16 protein-coding genes are annotated in these 14,840 nt (G+C 70.2%); 5 read left to right on the top strand and 11 right to left on the bottom strand.

Annotation, left to right across the window (positions count from 1 at the left end; all coding sequences use genetic code 11):
* Nucleotides 1–223: 223 nt before the first annotated feature.
* The 3 genes from MFF21_RS21765 (at nucleotide 224) to MFF21_RS21755 (ending at nucleotide 2,601) form a co-directional block, all read left to right on the top strand.
* On the top strand, nucleotides 224–1,495 hold the full coding sequence (locus tag MFF21_RS21765; RefSeq protein WP_283206554.1) for a hemolysin family protein: 1,272 nt from the start codon (nucleotides 224–226) through the stop codon (nucleotides 1,493–1,495).
* Nucleotides 1,496–1,544: 49 nt separating this feature from the next.
* Nucleotides 1,545–2,252, top strand: a complete 708-nt coding sequence (locus MFF21_RS21760) for an NAD-dependent deacylase (RefSeq protein WP_238314050.1) — start codon at nucleotides 1,545–1,547, stop codon at nucleotides 2,250–2,252.
* A gap of 124 nt (nucleotides 2,253–2,376) precedes the next feature.
* On the top strand, nucleotides 2,377–2,601 hold the full coding sequence (locus tag MFF21_RS21755; protein ID WP_238314048.1) for a hypothetical protein: 225 nt from the start codon (nucleotides 2,377–2,379) through the stop codon (nucleotides 2,599–2,601).
* Between the two features lie 237 nt (nucleotides 2,602–2,838).
* Here MFF21_RS21755 and MFF21_RS21750 read toward each other — a convergent pair whose 3' ends face one another.
* The 3 genes from MFF21_RS21750 to MFF21_RS21740 form a co-directional block, all read right to left on the bottom strand.
* Nucleotides 2,839–3,204: a hypothetical protein gene (locus MFF21_RS21750; protein WP_238314047.1), complete on the bottom strand. Its 366-nt coding sequence runs from the start codon at nucleotides 3,202–3,204 to the stop codon at nucleotides 2,839–2,841.
* Nucleotides 3,205–3,374: 170 nt separating this feature from the next.
* Nucleotides 3,375–5,726 (bottom strand): xanthine dehydrogenase family protein molybdopterin-binding subunit, encoded by a 2,352-nt coding sequence (locus MFF21_RS21745; protein WP_238314045.1) that lies wholly within the window; start codon nucleotides 5,724–5,726, stop codon nucleotides 3,375–3,377.
* The gene (locus MFF21_RS21740) at nucleotides 5,723–6,199 is read right to left on the bottom strand and encodes a (2Fe-2S)-binding protein (RefSeq protein ID WP_238314043.1); all 477 of its coding nucleotides are present in this window, start codon (nucleotides 6,197–6,199) and stop codon (nucleotides 5,723–5,725) included. The genes MFF21_RS21745 and MFF21_RS21740 overlap by 4 nt, the downstream gene beginning before the upstream one ends.
* A 425-nt stretch (nucleotides 6,200–6,624) precedes the next feature.
* Here MFF21_RS21740 and MFF21_RS21735 point away from each other — a divergent pair, with 425 nt between their 5' ends.
* On the top strand, nucleotides 6,625–6,921 hold the full coding sequence (locus MFF21_RS21735; protein ID WP_238314036.1) for a hypothetical protein: 297 nt from the start codon (nucleotides 6,625–6,627) through the stop codon (nucleotides 6,919–6,921).
* A 98-nt stretch (nucleotides 6,922–7,019) separates the two neighbouring features.
* Entirely contained in the window at nucleotides 7,020–7,580 is a 561-nt protein-coding gene (locus MFF21_RS21730) for a HupE/UreJ family protein (RefSeq protein WP_238314034.1), read from the top strand.
* A 16-nt stretch (nucleotides 7,581–7,596) separates the two neighbouring features.
* Here the strand turns inward: MFF21_RS21730 and MFF21_RS21725 are convergent, their stop codons facing one another.
* The 8 genes from MFF21_RS21725 to MFF21_RS21690 all read right to left on the bottom strand — a co-directional run bounded on the left by MFF21_RS21725 (nucleotide 7,597) and on the right by MFF21_RS21690 (nucleotide 14,689).
* Nucleotides 7,597–8,091, bottom strand: a complete 495-nt coding sequence (locus MFF21_RS21725; RefSeq protein ID WP_238314032.1) for a nucleoside deaminase — start codon at nucleotides 8,089–8,091, stop codon at nucleotides 7,597–7,599.
* 9 nt (nucleotides 8,092–8,100) lie between these two features.
* Complete coding sequence (locus MFF21_RS21720; protein WP_308445697.1) at nucleotides 8,101–8,955, bottom strand: ABC transporter permease; 855 nt, start codon at nucleotides 8,953–8,955, stop codon at nucleotides 8,101–8,103.
* Nucleotides 8,921–9,706 (bottom strand): ABC transporter ATP-binding protein, encoded by a 786-nt coding sequence (locus MFF21_RS21715; RefSeq protein ID WP_238314024.1) that lies wholly within the window; start codon nucleotides 9,704–9,706, stop codon nucleotides 8,921–8,923. Before MFF21_RS21715 ends, MFF21_RS21720 begins: the two co-directional genes overlap by 35 nt.
* The gene (locus MFF21_RS21710) at nucleotides 9,703–10,710 is read right to left on the bottom strand and encodes an ABC transporter substrate-binding protein (RefSeq protein WP_238314022.1); all 1,008 of its coding nucleotides are present in this window, start codon (nucleotides 10,708–10,710) and stop codon (nucleotides 9,703–9,705) included. The genes MFF21_RS21715 and MFF21_RS21710 overlap by 4 nt, the downstream gene beginning before the upstream one ends.
* 11 nt (nucleotides 10,711–10,721) lie before the next feature.
* A complete protein-coding gene (locus tag MFF21_RS21705) occupies nucleotides 10,722–11,531 on the bottom strand; it encodes an alpha/beta fold hydrolase (RefSeq protein WP_238314020.1) in 810 nt (269 codons plus the stop codon).
* A 2-nt stretch (nucleotides 11,532–11,533) separates the two neighbouring features.
* Nucleotides 11,534–12,517, bottom strand: a complete 984-nt coding sequence (locus MFF21_RS21700; protein ID WP_241101217.1) for an isopenicillin N synthase family dioxygenase — start codon at nucleotides 12,515–12,517, stop codon at nucleotides 11,534–11,536.
* Nucleotides 12,518–12,613: 96 nt separating this feature from the next.
* A complete protein-coding gene (locus tag MFF21_RS21695; protein WP_238314016.1) occupies nucleotides 12,614–13,534 on the bottom strand; it encodes a LysR substrate-binding domain-containing protein in 921 nt (306 codons plus the stop codon).
* Nucleotides 13,535–13,693: 159 nt separating this feature from the next.
* On the bottom strand, nucleotides 13,694–14,689 hold the full coding sequence (locus MFF21_RS21690) for a glycosyltransferase family 2 protein (protein ID WP_238314015.1): 996 nt from the start codon (nucleotides 14,687–14,689) through the stop codon (nucleotides 13,694–13,696).
* Nucleotides 14,690–14,840: the final 151 nt, after the last annotated feature.

Here is a 14,840-nt window from a genome sequence, read left to right as displayed (position 1 = left end):
TTTCGGGTTAAGAGGCATTTTACTGCCACCGATCACCAAACGTTCACCGTTCACGGCGGTGGGCGCCGTCCGCGCCGCAGGCTTCGCGACTTTTTCGCCGCCACCTTTTCTCCCGGGCGGCGTTCGGCTCTATAGCGGGGACCGCCCGTGAGGCGGAGGCTGCGCCCGGGAGGGCACGATTTTCGACGACGGATGGTCTACGGCGCTGGGGCTGCTCTCGGTCCTGGCGCTCGTTCTCGCCAACGGCTTCTTCGTTGCGGCGGAATTCTCCCTCGTCGCGGTGCGGCGCAGCCGGGTCGCCGAACTCGTCAACGAGAAGCGTGTGAACGCCACGGCCCTGCAGCGGGCCATCGAGAGCCTCGACGCGCATCTCGCCGCGACGCAGCTCGGCATCACCATCTCCTCCCTGGCCCTGGGCTGGGTCGGCGAGCCAGCCCTCGCGCATCTGATCGAGCCGCTCTTCGCCTGGCTGCCCGAGCCGGCGGCCGGCATCGGCGCGCATACGCTGGCCGTCGCCGTCGCCTTCGTGGTCATCACCGCCCTCCACATCGTGCTCGGCGAGCTCGCCCCGAAGAGCCTCGCGCTCCAGCGCAGCGAGCGCACGGCTCTGGTGATCGTGCGGCCCCTGAGCCTGTTCCTGCTCGTCTTCCGCCCGGCGATCCTGTTCCTGAACGGGCTCGGCAACGGCGTGCTGCGCCTGATGGGGCTCCAGCCGGGATCGGGCGAGGAGAACCTCCCCTCCCCCGCCGAGCTGAGCCTCCTCGTCACGGCGAGCCACGAGGCCGGCCTGCTGCACGAGGCGCAGGAGGATGCGGTGGCCCGCATCCTCGCCATCGGCGAGCGCCGGATCCGCGAGATCGTGACGCCGCGCAACGAGGTCGACTGGGTCGATCTCGACGACGAGGCGGAGGAGATGATCGCGGCCATCAAGGCCTGCAAGCACGAGCAGATCGTGGTCAGCCGGGGCCAGATCGACGACGTGGTCGGCGTGCTGCGCAAGCAGGACCTGCTCGACCAGCTCCTCGACGGCCGCCCCCTCGACGTGAGGGCGGCGACCCGCGAACCGATCGTGGTGCACGAGGGCCTCGCTATCCTGAAGGTGCTGGAGATGTTCCAGACCAAGCCCGTGCGCATGGCGATCGTCGTCGACGAATACGGGAGCCTCGAAGGCATCGTCACCCAGACCGACCTCCTCGAGGCCATGGCCGGCGAGATTCCGGAACCGGGCGAGGAGAAGATGGTGATCGAGCGGCCGGACGGCTCGCTGCTGATGGACGGCATGATATCGGCCGCCGACGCCTTCGACCGCCTCGATTTCTCGGAGAAGCCGCGCAGCGACGACTTCTCGACGCTGGCCGGCTTCGTCATCGTCCGGCTCGGCCGTATCCCGACGGAGGGCGATGCCGTCGAGGCGGAAGGCTGGCGCCTCGAAGTCGTCGACATGGACGGCCGGCGCATCGACAAGGTGCTCGCGCAGCGCCTTCCCCCGGCCTAGGGCGCGGAGGTAATCTCGGCCCGCAGCCAACTCCGACTCGGATCCGCGCGTGCTTCCCAAGGCGATCTTCGTTCTCACCGGGGCGGGCGTGTCCGCCGAGAGCGGATTGGGCACCTTCCGCGACCGCGGCGGCCTGTGGAGCCGCTTCGATCCGATGAAGCTCGCCACCCCCGAGGCCTTCGCCGCGGATCCCGACGAGGTCCACGCCTTCTACAACCTGCGCCGGCGCGGGGTGATCGAGGCCGAGCCGAACCCGGCCCACCACGCCCTCGCCCGGCTGGAGAAAGAGCTGCGCGCCCGGGGCGGACGGCTGTTCCTGTGCACGCAGAACGTCGACGACCTGCACGAGCGGGCCGGCTCGAACGGCGTCACCCACATGCACGGCGAACTGCTCAAGGCCCGCTGCACCGCCTGCGAGGCCGTGCTCGACTGGCGCGAGGATCTCGATACCGACCGGCGCTGCCCGGAATGCAGCGAGCCGGGCGGGCTGCGCCCGGACATCGTCTGGTTCGGCGAGATGCCGAAGCACCTCGACGCCATCGACGCCGCCCTGCGAGGCGCCGACCTGTTCGTGGCGATCGGAACCTCGGGCTCGGTCTATCCGGCGGCGGGCTACGTGGAGACGGCGCGGCGCCTCGGCATTCGCAGCTGCGCGATCAATCTGGAGCCTTCTGACAACGCCTCCACCTTCGACGAACGGCTGTATGGACTGGCGAGCGAGGCGGTTCCGGCCTTCGTTGGCACAATCCTTGGTTGAACAATCCGGCCACGTTTCCGCCCTGGATATGGACGGCTCCCGCATCGCGGCCTTACAACGGTCACGCTTGGCGAGTCGTCGCGCGGCCTCGTCCAGGCGTTCGTTGCAAGCCAAGGGGAAGCCCATGACCACGCAGAACTTCACCGTGACCGCCCGCGAGCGTGACACGCTGCTGGCGGCGTTGCGCTATTACCAGTTCTACCGGATGCAGGGTCATCCCTTCGACCCGCAGCACGACCACCTCATCGACACCATCGCCTCGGCCACCGGCGAGGCCCTCGACGTGATCGAGATCGACGATCTCTGCGCCGGCCTCAAGGGGCGCGCCCAGATCCTGCCGGCGGCCTGACAGCATGGCGGGGCGGAGAGGAATCCGCCCCGATCCGAGCACGGCGCCTCGCACGGAACCCGGCTTCCGAAACCTTTCGCGCGCGGGCTGCGTAGGACGCTTCGGATCGCCCCGAACGGGCATCCGCATAAGAAGAACGACGCGAAGAAAGCTGCAATCCGATGCGGCTCGTCGTCTAGGGACCTCGCAGTCGTGGGCGGGACGCCCCACCGGGCGCCCCGCCCATCGCGACCGGCCTCACGGCGTCGCGTCGAGCTCCTTCTTCGCCTTGGCCACGGCCTCCGCGCAGGCCGCCGCCTTGCCCTCCTGATCCGCCTTGCGGGCTTCTTCGAGCGCCGCCTTGGCCGTCTGGACCCTGCTGCCGCTGCCGGCTTCGGCCGCCTTGCCCGGCGGGGTGGGCTCCGCCTCGCCCGCGGGCCTGGTCATGCCCTGGCTCTGCCGGGCGGCGGCGACGCCCTGGCCGCCGCTGGAGGCGCCGGCCGCGTCGGTCGCCTGATCCTTGAAGCGGGCTTCCTGGGTCTTGATGTCGTCGGCGCAGGCGGCGAGGGCCGGGCCGGCGGCCAGGCTGAGGAGGAGCGCGGCGAGACAGGCGGAGCGGATCATCGACGGGACGTTCCCTCAAGGACGAGCTGATACGGGGCCGCGCCGGGCCGTTTCCCGGGCGGCGCTGCCTGAGAGACTGCGCGAGGCCGCCGCGGGTTCCGGATGGGACGCACCCCGGATGCGGCCATGAGAAAAGCCGGCTCCCTCGGGGAGAGCCGGCGGCCGGTTCGTCAGGCGCTGAGCTGGTCGCGGATCGGCAGTTGCCGGATCCGGCGGCCGGTGGCCGCGAAGACCGCATTGGCGATGGCGGGCGCCACCGGCGGCACGCCGGGCTCGCCGACGCCGCCGAGCGGCCCGTCATAGCTCCCCGTCGGCACGAGATGCACGCGCACCACCTTCGGGGCCGCGTCGATGCGGGTGACCTCGTAGCCGTCGAAGTTGTTCTGCTCCGCCCGGCCGTTCTTGAAGGTGATCTGCGAGGTGAGGGCGAGGCCCATCCCCATCACGACCGCGCCTTCCATCTGCGAGCGGATACGCTCCGGGTTCACCTGAGGCCCGCAATCCACGGCGATGTCGACGGCGTGGACCTTCACCTCGCCCTGCGGGGTCACTTCGACCTCCGCCGCGACCGCGGTGTAGGTGACGAAGCTGTAGTGGCCGGCGACGCCGAGGCCCCGGCCCTTCTCCAGCTTCCGGCCCCAGCCGGCGCCCTTGGCCACCGCCTCGATCACGCCGCGCAGGCGGCCCGTGTCGATCGGGTAGCGCTTGGGATCCTCGCCGTAGTTCCAGACGTCGCCGATCTCGGTCGGATCGATCTTCCGCGCCGGCCCGATCAGCTCGAGCAGGTAGTCCTTCTGGTCCTTGCCCGCCGCATGGGCGAGCTCGGCCACGAAGGACTGGATCGCGAAGGCGTGCGGGATGTTCGAGACCGAGCGGAACCAGCCGATCCGCACATGCGCATCCGCCGCCGGGTTCTCCAGGCGGACGTTGGGCAGGGCGAAGGGCGTGTTCACGAGGCCCATGCCGAGCTCGAAGGGCAGCTCGTGCTTGGGATCGGGCGCGAAGATCGAGCCGATGGTCGGCGCGGTCGAGCGGTGCAGCCAGGCGACCGGCATGCCCTTGTCGTCGAGGCCGGCCTCCAGGCGCTCCACCGAGATCGTGTGGTAGTAGCCGTGATGGATATCGTCCTCGCGGGTCCAGGTGAGCTTCACCGGGGCGCCGTCGACTTCCTTGCTGCAGAGCGCGGCCTCCAGCACGTAGTCTGGCTTGGACTTGCGGCCGAAGCCGCCGCCGAGCAGCGTCACGTTCACCTTCACCTTGTCGGCGGCCAAGCCCAGCTTCTTGGCGAGCCGGTCATGGGTCGCCTGCGGCGCCTGGGTGCAGGCCCAGGCCTCGCAGAAGCCGTCCTTGATCCGCACGGTGGCGGCGGGGGGCTCCATCGGCGCCTGGACGAGATGGGGCACGAAGTACTCGGCTTCGAGCTTCGTCTTGGCCTTGGCCATCGCCGCGTCGACGTCGCCCTGGCTGCGCACGACCTTGCCGGGCGCGCGCGCCGCCTTCTCCAGCTCGCCCCGGAAGGTCGAGGTGTCGTAGGCGGCGTTGGGGCCGTCGTCCCAGGTGATCTTGAGGGCGTCGCGCGCCTTCATCGCTGACCAGGTGTTCTTGGCGATGACGGCGACGCCGCCGAGCGGCTGGAACTCGCTCGGGATCTCCGGCGCGTCGATCTTGAAGATCTTGACCACGCCCGGCACCCGGCGGGCATCGGTGTCGTCGTAGCTCGCGACCTTGCCGCCATAGACCGGCGGACGGGCGATGACGGCGTAGAGCAGCCCGTCGAGGCGGGTATCGATGCCGTAGATCGCCTTGCCGGTGGTGATGTCGCGGTTGTCGATCAGGCCGATCTTGCCCTTGCCGATATACTTGAAGGCCTCGGGCTTCTTGAGCACGACGCTCTCGCGGGCCGGCACCGGCAGCTCCGCGGCGGCGGCCGCGATCTCGCCGTAGCCGATCTTGCGGCCGGACTTGGCGTGGCTGACGACGTGGTTCTCGGCCTTCACCTCGGCTTCCGGCACGCCCCATTTCTTCGCGGCGGCCTGGACCAGCATCAGCCGCGCGGCGGCGCCGGCATGGCGGAAATGCTGGAAGAAGTGGCGGAGCGAGCGCGAGCCGTCCGTGTCCTGGTTGCCGAAACGGGCCTCGTCACCCCAGGCCTGGGCGACCTTCACCTTCGACCAGTCGGCCTCCAGCTCGTCGGCGACGACGAAGGCGATCGAGGTGCGCACGCCGGTGCCCATCTCGGAGCGATGGCAGGTGACGGTGACGGTGCCGTCGGCGGCGATCGCCACGAAGACCTTCGGGTCGTCCTGCCAGCCATGCGGCATGGCATCGGCCCCGAACTTCTTCGGCTCGTCCTTCTTATCCGTGCGCGCGCCCTCTTCGGCCCGAGCCCGGTCCGCGAGGGAGAGCGCCAGGGTGAAGGCGCCCAGGCCGCCGAGCATCGCGCGGCGGCTGACATTGGCGAGGACGGCCGGGGCCGGGGTGTCGTTGGCGAGATCCGCCATGCGCTGGGCGTCGTGGATCACAGGCGGTCTCCCTTGCCGGAGGCGGCCTGGCCGGCAGCCTGATGGATCGCCGCGCGGATGCGCGGGTAGGTGCCGCATCGACAGATGTTGCCGCTCATGGCCTCGTCGATCTGCTGATCGGTGGGCTTGGGCGTGTCCTTCAGGAGGGAGGCGGCCTGCATGATCTGGCCGCACTGGCAGTAGCCGCACTGGGACACGTTGAGGTCGCGCCAGGCCACCTGAACCGGATGGTTGCCGTCGGGCGAGAGCCCCTCGATGGTGGTGATCTGCTGGCCCTCGGCGGCGGAGATCGGCGTCACGCAGGAGCGCGTCGCCTCGCCGCCGATATGGATGGTGCAGGCGCCGCACAGGGCCTGGCCGCAGCCGAATTTCGAGCCGGTGAGGCCGAGCTCGTCGCGCAGATACCAGAGCAGCGGCATGTCGGGATCGCCGTCGAAGCTGCGTTCGGTCCCGTTGACCGTGAGTTTGATCATCGCCTCGTCCTGTCGTGAGCCGCCCGCATCGCCGGCGGAACCGGGACGGGACGGCGGAGCGTGGAACGGATGTGGCGGTCGCCGCGGGGCGGCTTCGCCTGGAAGCCTTCTGACGAGGCTCCCGAACTCGGGTGCGGAAACGGCCCGCTGGCGACCGGGGCCCATGCCCGCGCCAGCGCGTGGGCCCCCGCCGACGCGCCGCACCTGATAATGAGAATAATGTATGCCTGTATGACGCTGCGGCGCAATGCGATCGCCCGCGATCCGCGGCTTGCCGGCCTTGCCCGGATATGACCGGTAACATTTCGCACATCGCGCGCCGGCACGACGTCGCAGGCATCGGGAACGGGCGCGCCCTGCCGGCACCGCATCGACATGCATCGACCCGCCCGGACATTCGTTAATCCCCATCACCGGAGGCGGCGATGTCGAAACTGGACGAGAAGCGCGAGGAGATCGCGGCCCTGGTGGCGCGGGATCTCGGCCTGGGCGATCTCGCGGCTCTGAGCGCCGCGGATCGGGAGACGGTCGAGGCGGAGACGGCGACCCTAATCCTGCGCAACGGCCAGGCAATCGCCGATGCGTCCGACCCGGTGGCGGCCCATGTGAGGCTCGCCAAGCTTCTGGCGGAGTACCGGACCCTGGCAAACCTCACCGCCGACGAGCGCGACGCCAAGCTCGCCGACGAGGGCGAGGTCTTCGCCCGCGAGGACGATGCCTGAGGGAGCGGCCGTCCCGGAACGGCTCTTGCCTCGAGGCTCGACGTCGGCACTTCGCCAAGCGAAGATGCGACGCATCGTCCGTATCCGGAGTCCCGAGAATGAAGCGTTTCCCCGTCGGTCCGGCCCTCGCGCTCGCCCTGCTGCCGAGCGCCGCTCTCGCGCATCCGGGACATGACGGGATGGTCGGCGCGGCGGCGGGCTTCGCCCATCCGTTCGGCGGCGCGGACCACCTCCTGGCGATGCTCGCGGTCGGCCTGATCGCCGCCCTGCGCGGCGGCCGCGCCCTCTGGGCGGTGCCCCTCGCCTTCCTCGCCATGATGGGCCTGGGCGCGGGCCTCGGCATGGCCGGGCTCGCCCTGCCGTTCGTCGAATCGGCGATCCTCGCCTCGCTGGTCGCCTTCGGCGTCCTCGCCCTTCTGAGCCGCCGCCTGCCGACGGCCCTGCTGGCCGGGCTCGTCGGCGCCTTCGCGGTCTTCCACGGCCATGCCCACGGCGCCGAGATGCCGGAGACGGCCTCAGGCCTCGCCTATGCCCTCGGCTTCGTGGGCGCGACCGCGCTGCTCCACGCGGCGGGACTCGGCCTCGGGCTCACGGCCCGCCGCCTCGGGCCGGCGGCGACGGACGACGCCGCTCTCCCGCGCGAGACCGCCCGGGGCTGACCTCCGAATCCGCCCGCTACGCGGCGGACGGCTCGCCCGCCCAGAAGCCGGCCTGGAGGGCCGCGGATTCCTCCGTCAGCAGCGGGCCGATCACCTCGATCTTCCGCTGGCCGGCCTCGAACACCGTGCGGCAGGGCAGATCGAGGGTCGGGTTCTCGGCGTGGTCGCCGGTCAGGGCCTTCAGCTCGGCCTCGCTCTGGCCGTAGACGACCCGGCCGATCCCCGCCCAGTAGATCGCGCCCGCGCACATCGCGCAGGGCTCGGCCGAGGTGTAGAGCGTGCAGCCGGCGAGTTCATCCGGCGCATGCGCCTTCGAGGCGCGGGTGGCCAGCAGCCGCTCGGCATGGGCGGTCATGTCATGGCCTTCCGCCGTGTAGCCGTTGCCCTGCTCCATCAGCACCGCGCCGTCCGGGCCGACCAGGATCGCGCCGAAGGGATGGTCGCCCCCCTCGCGCGCCTTGCGGGCGACGTCGAAGGCCATGCGCAGGTAGCGCTCGTGGTCGAGGTTCATGCGGTTTGCTCAGCGTTCCGATTTCGGCAGCGACCATGGCGCGAGACGCGTCTGCACCCATCCGACCAGCCGGAACAGCCCGAGGCTGATCGCGACCAGCACGACGAGGCCGGCAAAGGCGGTCGGGATCCGGAAATTCGAGGTCGCGTAGGCGATGAAGAAGCCGAGGCCCTTCTCGGCGGCGACGAACTCGGCGACCACGGCGCCGATGATCGCGAGGGTCGTCGAGATCTTCAGGGCCGCGAACAGGTGCGGCAGGGCGAAGGGCAGCCGCACGTGAAGGATCTCCCGGGTCCGGCCGGCCCGCAGGGACCGGGACAGCTCGATCAGTTCCTCCGGCGTGGTCTGCAGGCCGGTGACCGTCGAGACGAGGATCGGGAAGAAGGTGATCAGGAAGGTGATCACGACCCGCGGCAGGTCGGAGGCCCCGAGCGTCACCACGATGATCGGCGCGACCGCCACGATCGGCGTCGACTGCACCACGACCAGGATCGGGTAGAGCGTCCGCCGCAGGAAGCGCGATGTGGCGATGCCGACCGCGAGGGGCACCGAGACCAGGATGGCGAGGGCGTAGCCCATCAGCGCCACCCGGAGCGTCGCGCCGGCATGGTCCGCCCAGGAGGAGACGGGCGTCGCGACGAGAGCGGCGAGGATCGCGCTCGGGGCGGGTAGCAGGAAGGAGGGGATGGCGAAGACCCGGCAGGCTCCCTCCCAGAGGGCGAGCAGGGCCGCGAAGGCGAGCGGCGGCGCGAGGCGGTCGAGCAGCGCCCGGCGCCGGGCGGCCGCGGCCGACAGGACCTGCGTGCCGACGAGGACCGGGGCGGCCGGCTCAGGCGGCGAGGGGGCGGCTGAAGAGGCGTCCACGGATATGGTTTGCAAGCTCATGGAAGGCCGGCTGCGACAGCGTCGCCATGGATCGGGGCCGCGGCAGCGGCACGGACAGCGTCTCGCGCACCCGGCCGGGGCGGCCGGTCATGACGATGACGCGGTCGGCCAGCAGCAGCGCCTCGGGGATCGAGTGGGTGATGAACAGCACGGTCTTGGGCCGCTCGGCCCAGATCCGCAGGAGCTCGAAGCTCATCTCGTCGCGGGTGAGCGCGTCGAGGGCCGAGAAGGGCTCGTCCATGAGCAGGATGTCGGGGTCGAGCAGCAGGGCGCGGGCGATGGCGACGCGCTGCTGCATGCCCCCCGACAATTCGTCGGGCCGGCGCGCCGCGAAATCGGCGAGCCCGACGAGATCGAGCAGTTCCCGGGCGCGAACGCGCTCGGTCTCGGTGACGCGCCCGTATTTGTGGCGCATCGGGAAGGTGACGTTGCCGAGCACGTCGAACCACGGCAGCAGCGTCGGTTTCTGGAAGACGATGCCGATATCGTCCCGCGGCTCGGTGACGGGGGTGTCGAAGATCGCGACGCTCCCCGAGGTCGGCCGGATCAGCCCGGCGATGAGCCGCAGCAGGGTGGACTTGCCGCAGCCCGAGGGGCCGAGCACCGCCACGAATTCGTGGCGGCCGATCTCGAAGGAGAGGCCGTCCAGCGCGGTGACGGCCTCGCCCTTGGCGCCGGGAAAGCGCTGGCCGACGTCGCGGAAGCGGATCGCCGGTCCGGGCGCGCTCACCGCTCGGCCTTCTTCATCGTGGGCAGGAAGGCGCCGGTGACGGCCTTGCCCGGATCGAAGGACTCGACCGGGATGCCCTGGGATTCCGCGACCCATTTCCAGGTCGTCTTGAGGAGGCCCGGCTCGTAGACGCCGAGGCCGTCCTTCTTCGAGACCGCGTTGTCGATGAGGGGAATGGACGCCTTCCATTCCTGCGCGGCCCGCTCGACCTCGACCTCCGGCACCGCGGATTTCAGCGCCTGGGCGGCGGCGGCGGGATCGGCATTGGCCATCTCGGTGGCCTTGGCGTAGGCGGCGAGGAACTTGCGCACGGCCTCGGGGCGCTGCGCGATCATCTTGTCGGAGGCGAAGACCGAGAGGCCGTAGCCCTCGTAGCCGAATTCCGACCAGGGCAGCGCCTTGAACGCCTTGCCGGCCTCCTTGAGCGGACCCTGGAAGGCGGGCGCCACGGTGAGCCAGTTGATGGTGGCCGCGACCTTGCCGGCGGCGAGCATCGGCGCCAGCGCACCGGGATCGACCTTCAGCACCTTGATGCCGTCGGCGGGCACGCCGTTGGCCTTCAGCACCAGCGGCCAGGCGACGTTGGAGGAGGAGAAGGTCGCGGTCGCGATCGTCTTGCCCACCAGATCCTTGAGGCTCGACACGCCGGAATCGGTCGTCGTGAAGATCGCGTCGGGCTGCTTCGTGTAGATCGCCATCACGGCGGTGACCGGCACGCCGCTCTGGGCCTTGGCCTGGAGCAGGGCGGCGAGGCCCCCGGTGCCCATATCGGCCGCGCCGGTGCCGAGCTTCGTCACCACGTCGCTGGAGCCGCGGCCCGATTGCACGGTGACCTCGAGCCCCTGCTCCTTGAACAGCCCCTTCTCGACGCCGAGATAGATCGCCGCCTTGTCGCCCGCGGGCAGCCAGTCGATCAGGAAGGTCAGGGGCTCGGCGGTGGCGGCGCCGGTCAGCGCCAGCGTCAGGCCGAAAGCGGCGGCCAGTCGGGTCAGGGATGGGGTCACGCTTCAGATCCTCACGCGGCGGAACGGGGGCGATGGCGCGCGTCGGCAGGCTGAGCCGCAAACGACGTGCCAGGGGCGTCGGACAGCAGGAAGGGCAGCAGGGCGGCGGCGAGGCGGTCGGGCGCCGAGAGCTGCGGGGCGTGGCCGGTCGGCAGCGCGACCCGCGCGGCCCCGGGCACCAGCGCGCACATCTGCCGCTGCAGGGCCGGGATCACCGCCCGGTCGTGCAGGGCCTCGACATAGAGGCGGGGCACCCGGCCGAAGCCTTCGGCGGTGAGGCGGGCGCGCACCGCCCGGCCGCGTTCCGGCTGGGGCGTCAGCCGGCGCGCGGCGGCCTGCGCGTCGGATTCGGGACCATCCTGGAAGAAGATCGCCCGGGCCGCCGCCTCCGGCACGCGGCTCGTCAGGCGATCCGGCGACCAGATCAGGTGCGGGCCGATCCCCGCGGCTTCGGGATGGCGCGCCCGCGCCTCGGCGACGAGATCCGCGAAGCCCATCCCGTCCGGCAGCATCATGCCGGCGACATAGGCGATGCGCGCGACCCGGTCCGGGAACGCCTCCGCCACCGCGGAGGCGACGACACCGCCGCCGGAATGGGCGACGAGGCTCGCCCGCCCCCCGAGCCGGTCGAGCACCGCCCCGACATGTGCGACGTAGCGATCGAGCGACACCGCGGCGGGCGGGGTGTCGTCGGCGCCGTTGCCGGGCAGGTCGAGGGCCTGCGTTATGAGGCCGGCGGATTCGAGGTGCGGCGTCAGCCGCTCCCAGACCCAGGCCCCCGCCCAGGCGCCATGGATCAGGACGACCGGGTCCGTCCCCATGGTCAGGCCGCCGCGTAGGTGCGGCGGTACATCGCCTGGAGATGCCCCTCGACCGTGGTGACGGGATAGAGCGGGCTCTGCCCGGGGGCGAGGCAGTTCGGCAGGCAGGCGACCTCGTGGTCCGGATTGCCCGAATAGAAGAAGGGCACCGAATAGCGCTCCCGGCCCGAGGCGTTGACCACCCGGTGCATGGTCGAGCGGTAGCGGCCATTGGTCCAGCGGGCGATCATGTCGCCGAGATTGACCACGAAGGTGCCGGGGATCGGGTCGGCGTGGATCCAGCCGCCATCGGCGGATTGGACCTGCAGGCCGCCGACCTCGTCCTGCAGGAGCAGGGTCAGGCCGCCGAAATCGGTATGCGCCCCGGCTCCCTTCTCCCCCGGCGCCGCGTCCTTCGGCTGGGGCGGGTAGTGCAGCAGGCGCAGGATCGCGAGCGGATCCCGGCAGAAGGCGGAAAAGTGATCCTCGGGCAGGTCGAGGGAGAGGGCGATGCCGCGCATCAGGCGCTCGCCGAGATCGAGCATCGCCGCGAAATAGGCCTGCATCGCCGGGCGGAAGCCGGGCAGGTCCGCGGGCCACTGGTTCGGGCCGCGGTTGAAGCGGCGGGCCCGCACCCGGGGATCGTCCTCCGGCAGTTCGAGGCCGAGATAGAAGCCCTCCTTGAGATCCGGGGGCGCGCCCGCCTCCAGGGTCTGGCCCCGCAGGGGCTCGTAGCCGCGGTTGCAGAAGGAGCGTGCCTTGTCGACGGCGGCCTTGGCCTCCGGCGCCTGCGCGAAGAAACGCCGGCTCTCCGCGAACACCGCCTCGATCAGGCCGGCGGGGATGCCGTGATCGGCGCAGTAGAAGAAACCGCTGGCGAGACAGGCCTCGCGGAGCGCCGCCCCCACGGCCCGACGCCGGGCTGGATCAGACGACGAGAGCCCCCCGACCGGAATGACCGGAAGCGATGTCCCCGGGACGTGGACGGCATGCAGGCCAGCGGACATCGCTCTCTCCCTCTCGGCTCGCGATGGGAAAAGGCTATGAGCCGAGGCCCGGTCGAAAAAGCAGAGAGTTTCGCCTAGGCCGATGCCGGATCGGCATCATCCGCCCTGCTCCTCCGCCTCGCGGCGCCGGATCTCCTCGGTGAGGACGCGCAGAGTCAGGTCGAGAGTCGCCGGCAGGGCGCGGCCGGCGCGGACATAGACCCCGAGATCGCTCCAGATCGGGCCGCCGGCCTCGATGGGCACATGGACCAGTCGCCCCTCGCGCACGGCCCGCTCCAGGCCGATCCGCGTCTGGAAGGCGAGGCCGACGCCCCGCTCGGCGAGCTCGCGCATCAGCTCGATCGAGGAGGAGCGGATCACCGGCCGCACCTCCCGCGACAGCCGCGCCATGGCGGGGGCGAGAAGCTGGCCGATGGAGAGATCGCCCGCGGGCAGGATCAGCGGATGCTCGAGGCAGGCCGAAAGGCTGACGCGCTCGCGGCCCGCGAGGGGATGGCCCGGCGCCATGATGGCGCCGAGCTTGAACCGGGCCAAAGCCACCTGACGCAGGTCCGGCCGGCGCGGCAGGGCGAAAGCGAGGCCGATATCGGCCTCACCCTCGGCGACCGCCTTCGGGATCGCGAAGGAGCCCATCGCCTCGACGCTGGCGGTCGCCCGCGGCGCCTTCTCGCGCAGGGTCTCCAGCACCGCGGGCAGCAGCGCGCCGGAGACACCCTCGACCGCCGCGATCGACACGTGCCCGGCCCGCGCGCCCTTCAGCCCCTCGATGTCGGAGCGGGCCCGTTCGAGATCCTGCAGCACCACGAGGACGTGGCGGGCAAGCGCCTCGCCCGCCGAGGTGAGCCGGGTGCCGCTGGCGAAGCGCTCGAACAGCGGCGCCCCGATCTCCGCCTCGAGCTTCAGAATCTGCCGGTTGACCGCCGAGGACGCGACATTGAGCCGGCGCGCCGCCTCGCGGATCGAGCCGGCCCGACGCACGGCATCGAAATACAGGATGGCGGCGGCATGGATGCGCAAAGCGGACGGCTCCCTCAGGGACCGCGGGAACGGCCCCGAGGGATGTCTTCGCTCCGGCTGCGGAAAGGCAAGACCGGGGTTCCGGCCGGCGCATCCGCGCCTTGCCGGACGCGCTCAGGCCCGCCTTGCGCGACGAGGCTCGCGGCCGGACCGGTCCCCTCAGGACGAGGGCTGGGCGCTCACCGCCTGCGCCTGGCGATTCCACGCCGGCGTGGCGCCTCTCCCGAACATATGTTTCGGTTTCTTCAGGAGAACGCGGCGGACGTAACGGACAGGCTCCAGGGCGATCGCCTTGGATAGGTTGTAGGAAAAGGGGAGCCAGCTCTTCTTACTGTAATACAGCGTCGCCAACCGGAACGCGATGGCCGCATTCCGGCTCTTCCAGGTCATGAATTTATTCCAACGCGGCCGGAGGGAAACGACAAGTCTGTACTCTTCGACCGACATTTCCGGCTCGCCGTGCATACGCCTGACGATATTGAAGTCGATATAATCGCCGACTTCGAAAATCTCCCTGATCTTCGTAGTCATGATGCTGCTGTGCCGCCGATGCAGCAGCACGGGATCGGGCGAGACGGCAATCTTGTATCCCGCCGTCACCATACGTCCCCACAGATCCCGATCGTCGAGGAGGAACTTCCGGTAGCCGCCGAGCCGCAGCACATCGTTCTTGCGATACATCGCAGTCGGGTGAATGATGTTCACGAAGTAATTCGGATCGAACTCCCGTTTGCCTCTTTCGAGATCGATGGTCGGAACGCTCAATCCGATGATCTGATCATTCTCATCGATCATGTGGGCTGCCGAGCTCAGGACGCTGACATCCGGATGCGCCTCCATGAACGCGACCTGCAGTTCCAGGCGATCCGGTAGCATGATGTCGTCATCATCCATGCAGGCGACCAGGTCGTGCCGGGCAAGGGTCAAAGCCAGGTTTCGGCCCGTCGCGCCGCCCTTGTTCACGGTCTGGCGGATCAGCGTGATCCGCGAGTCTTTCGTCGCCAGATCGGCGAGGATCTCCGAGGTTCCGTCCGTCGACGCGTCATCGACGATGATCAGCTCAAGATCTCTGTAAGTCTGCCCCAGGACGCTTTCCACGGCCTTGGCGACATGCCTGCAGCGATTGTAGACGGGAATGATCACGGAAACCGGCATAGTCTTCCCCTGGCGTGACGGACGGCCTATCGGCGCCGGCCGGATCCTCCGCTCCTGCGGATCGGCAGAGCGCCACGCCCCCGCGGCGGTCGCAGCGCTGACGATCCCGCATCGACGGATGCTCTGACGCGTGCCTCACGGACGCATGGTA

It is taken from the genome of Methylobacterium organophilum (genome assembly GCF_022179465.1).
Taxonomy (GTDB): Bacteria; Pseudomonadota; Alphaproteobacteria; order Rhizobiales; family Beijerinckiaceae; genus Methylobacterium; species Methylobacterium organophilum.
This window is presented reverse-complemented; position numbering and strand designations above follow the sequence as displayed.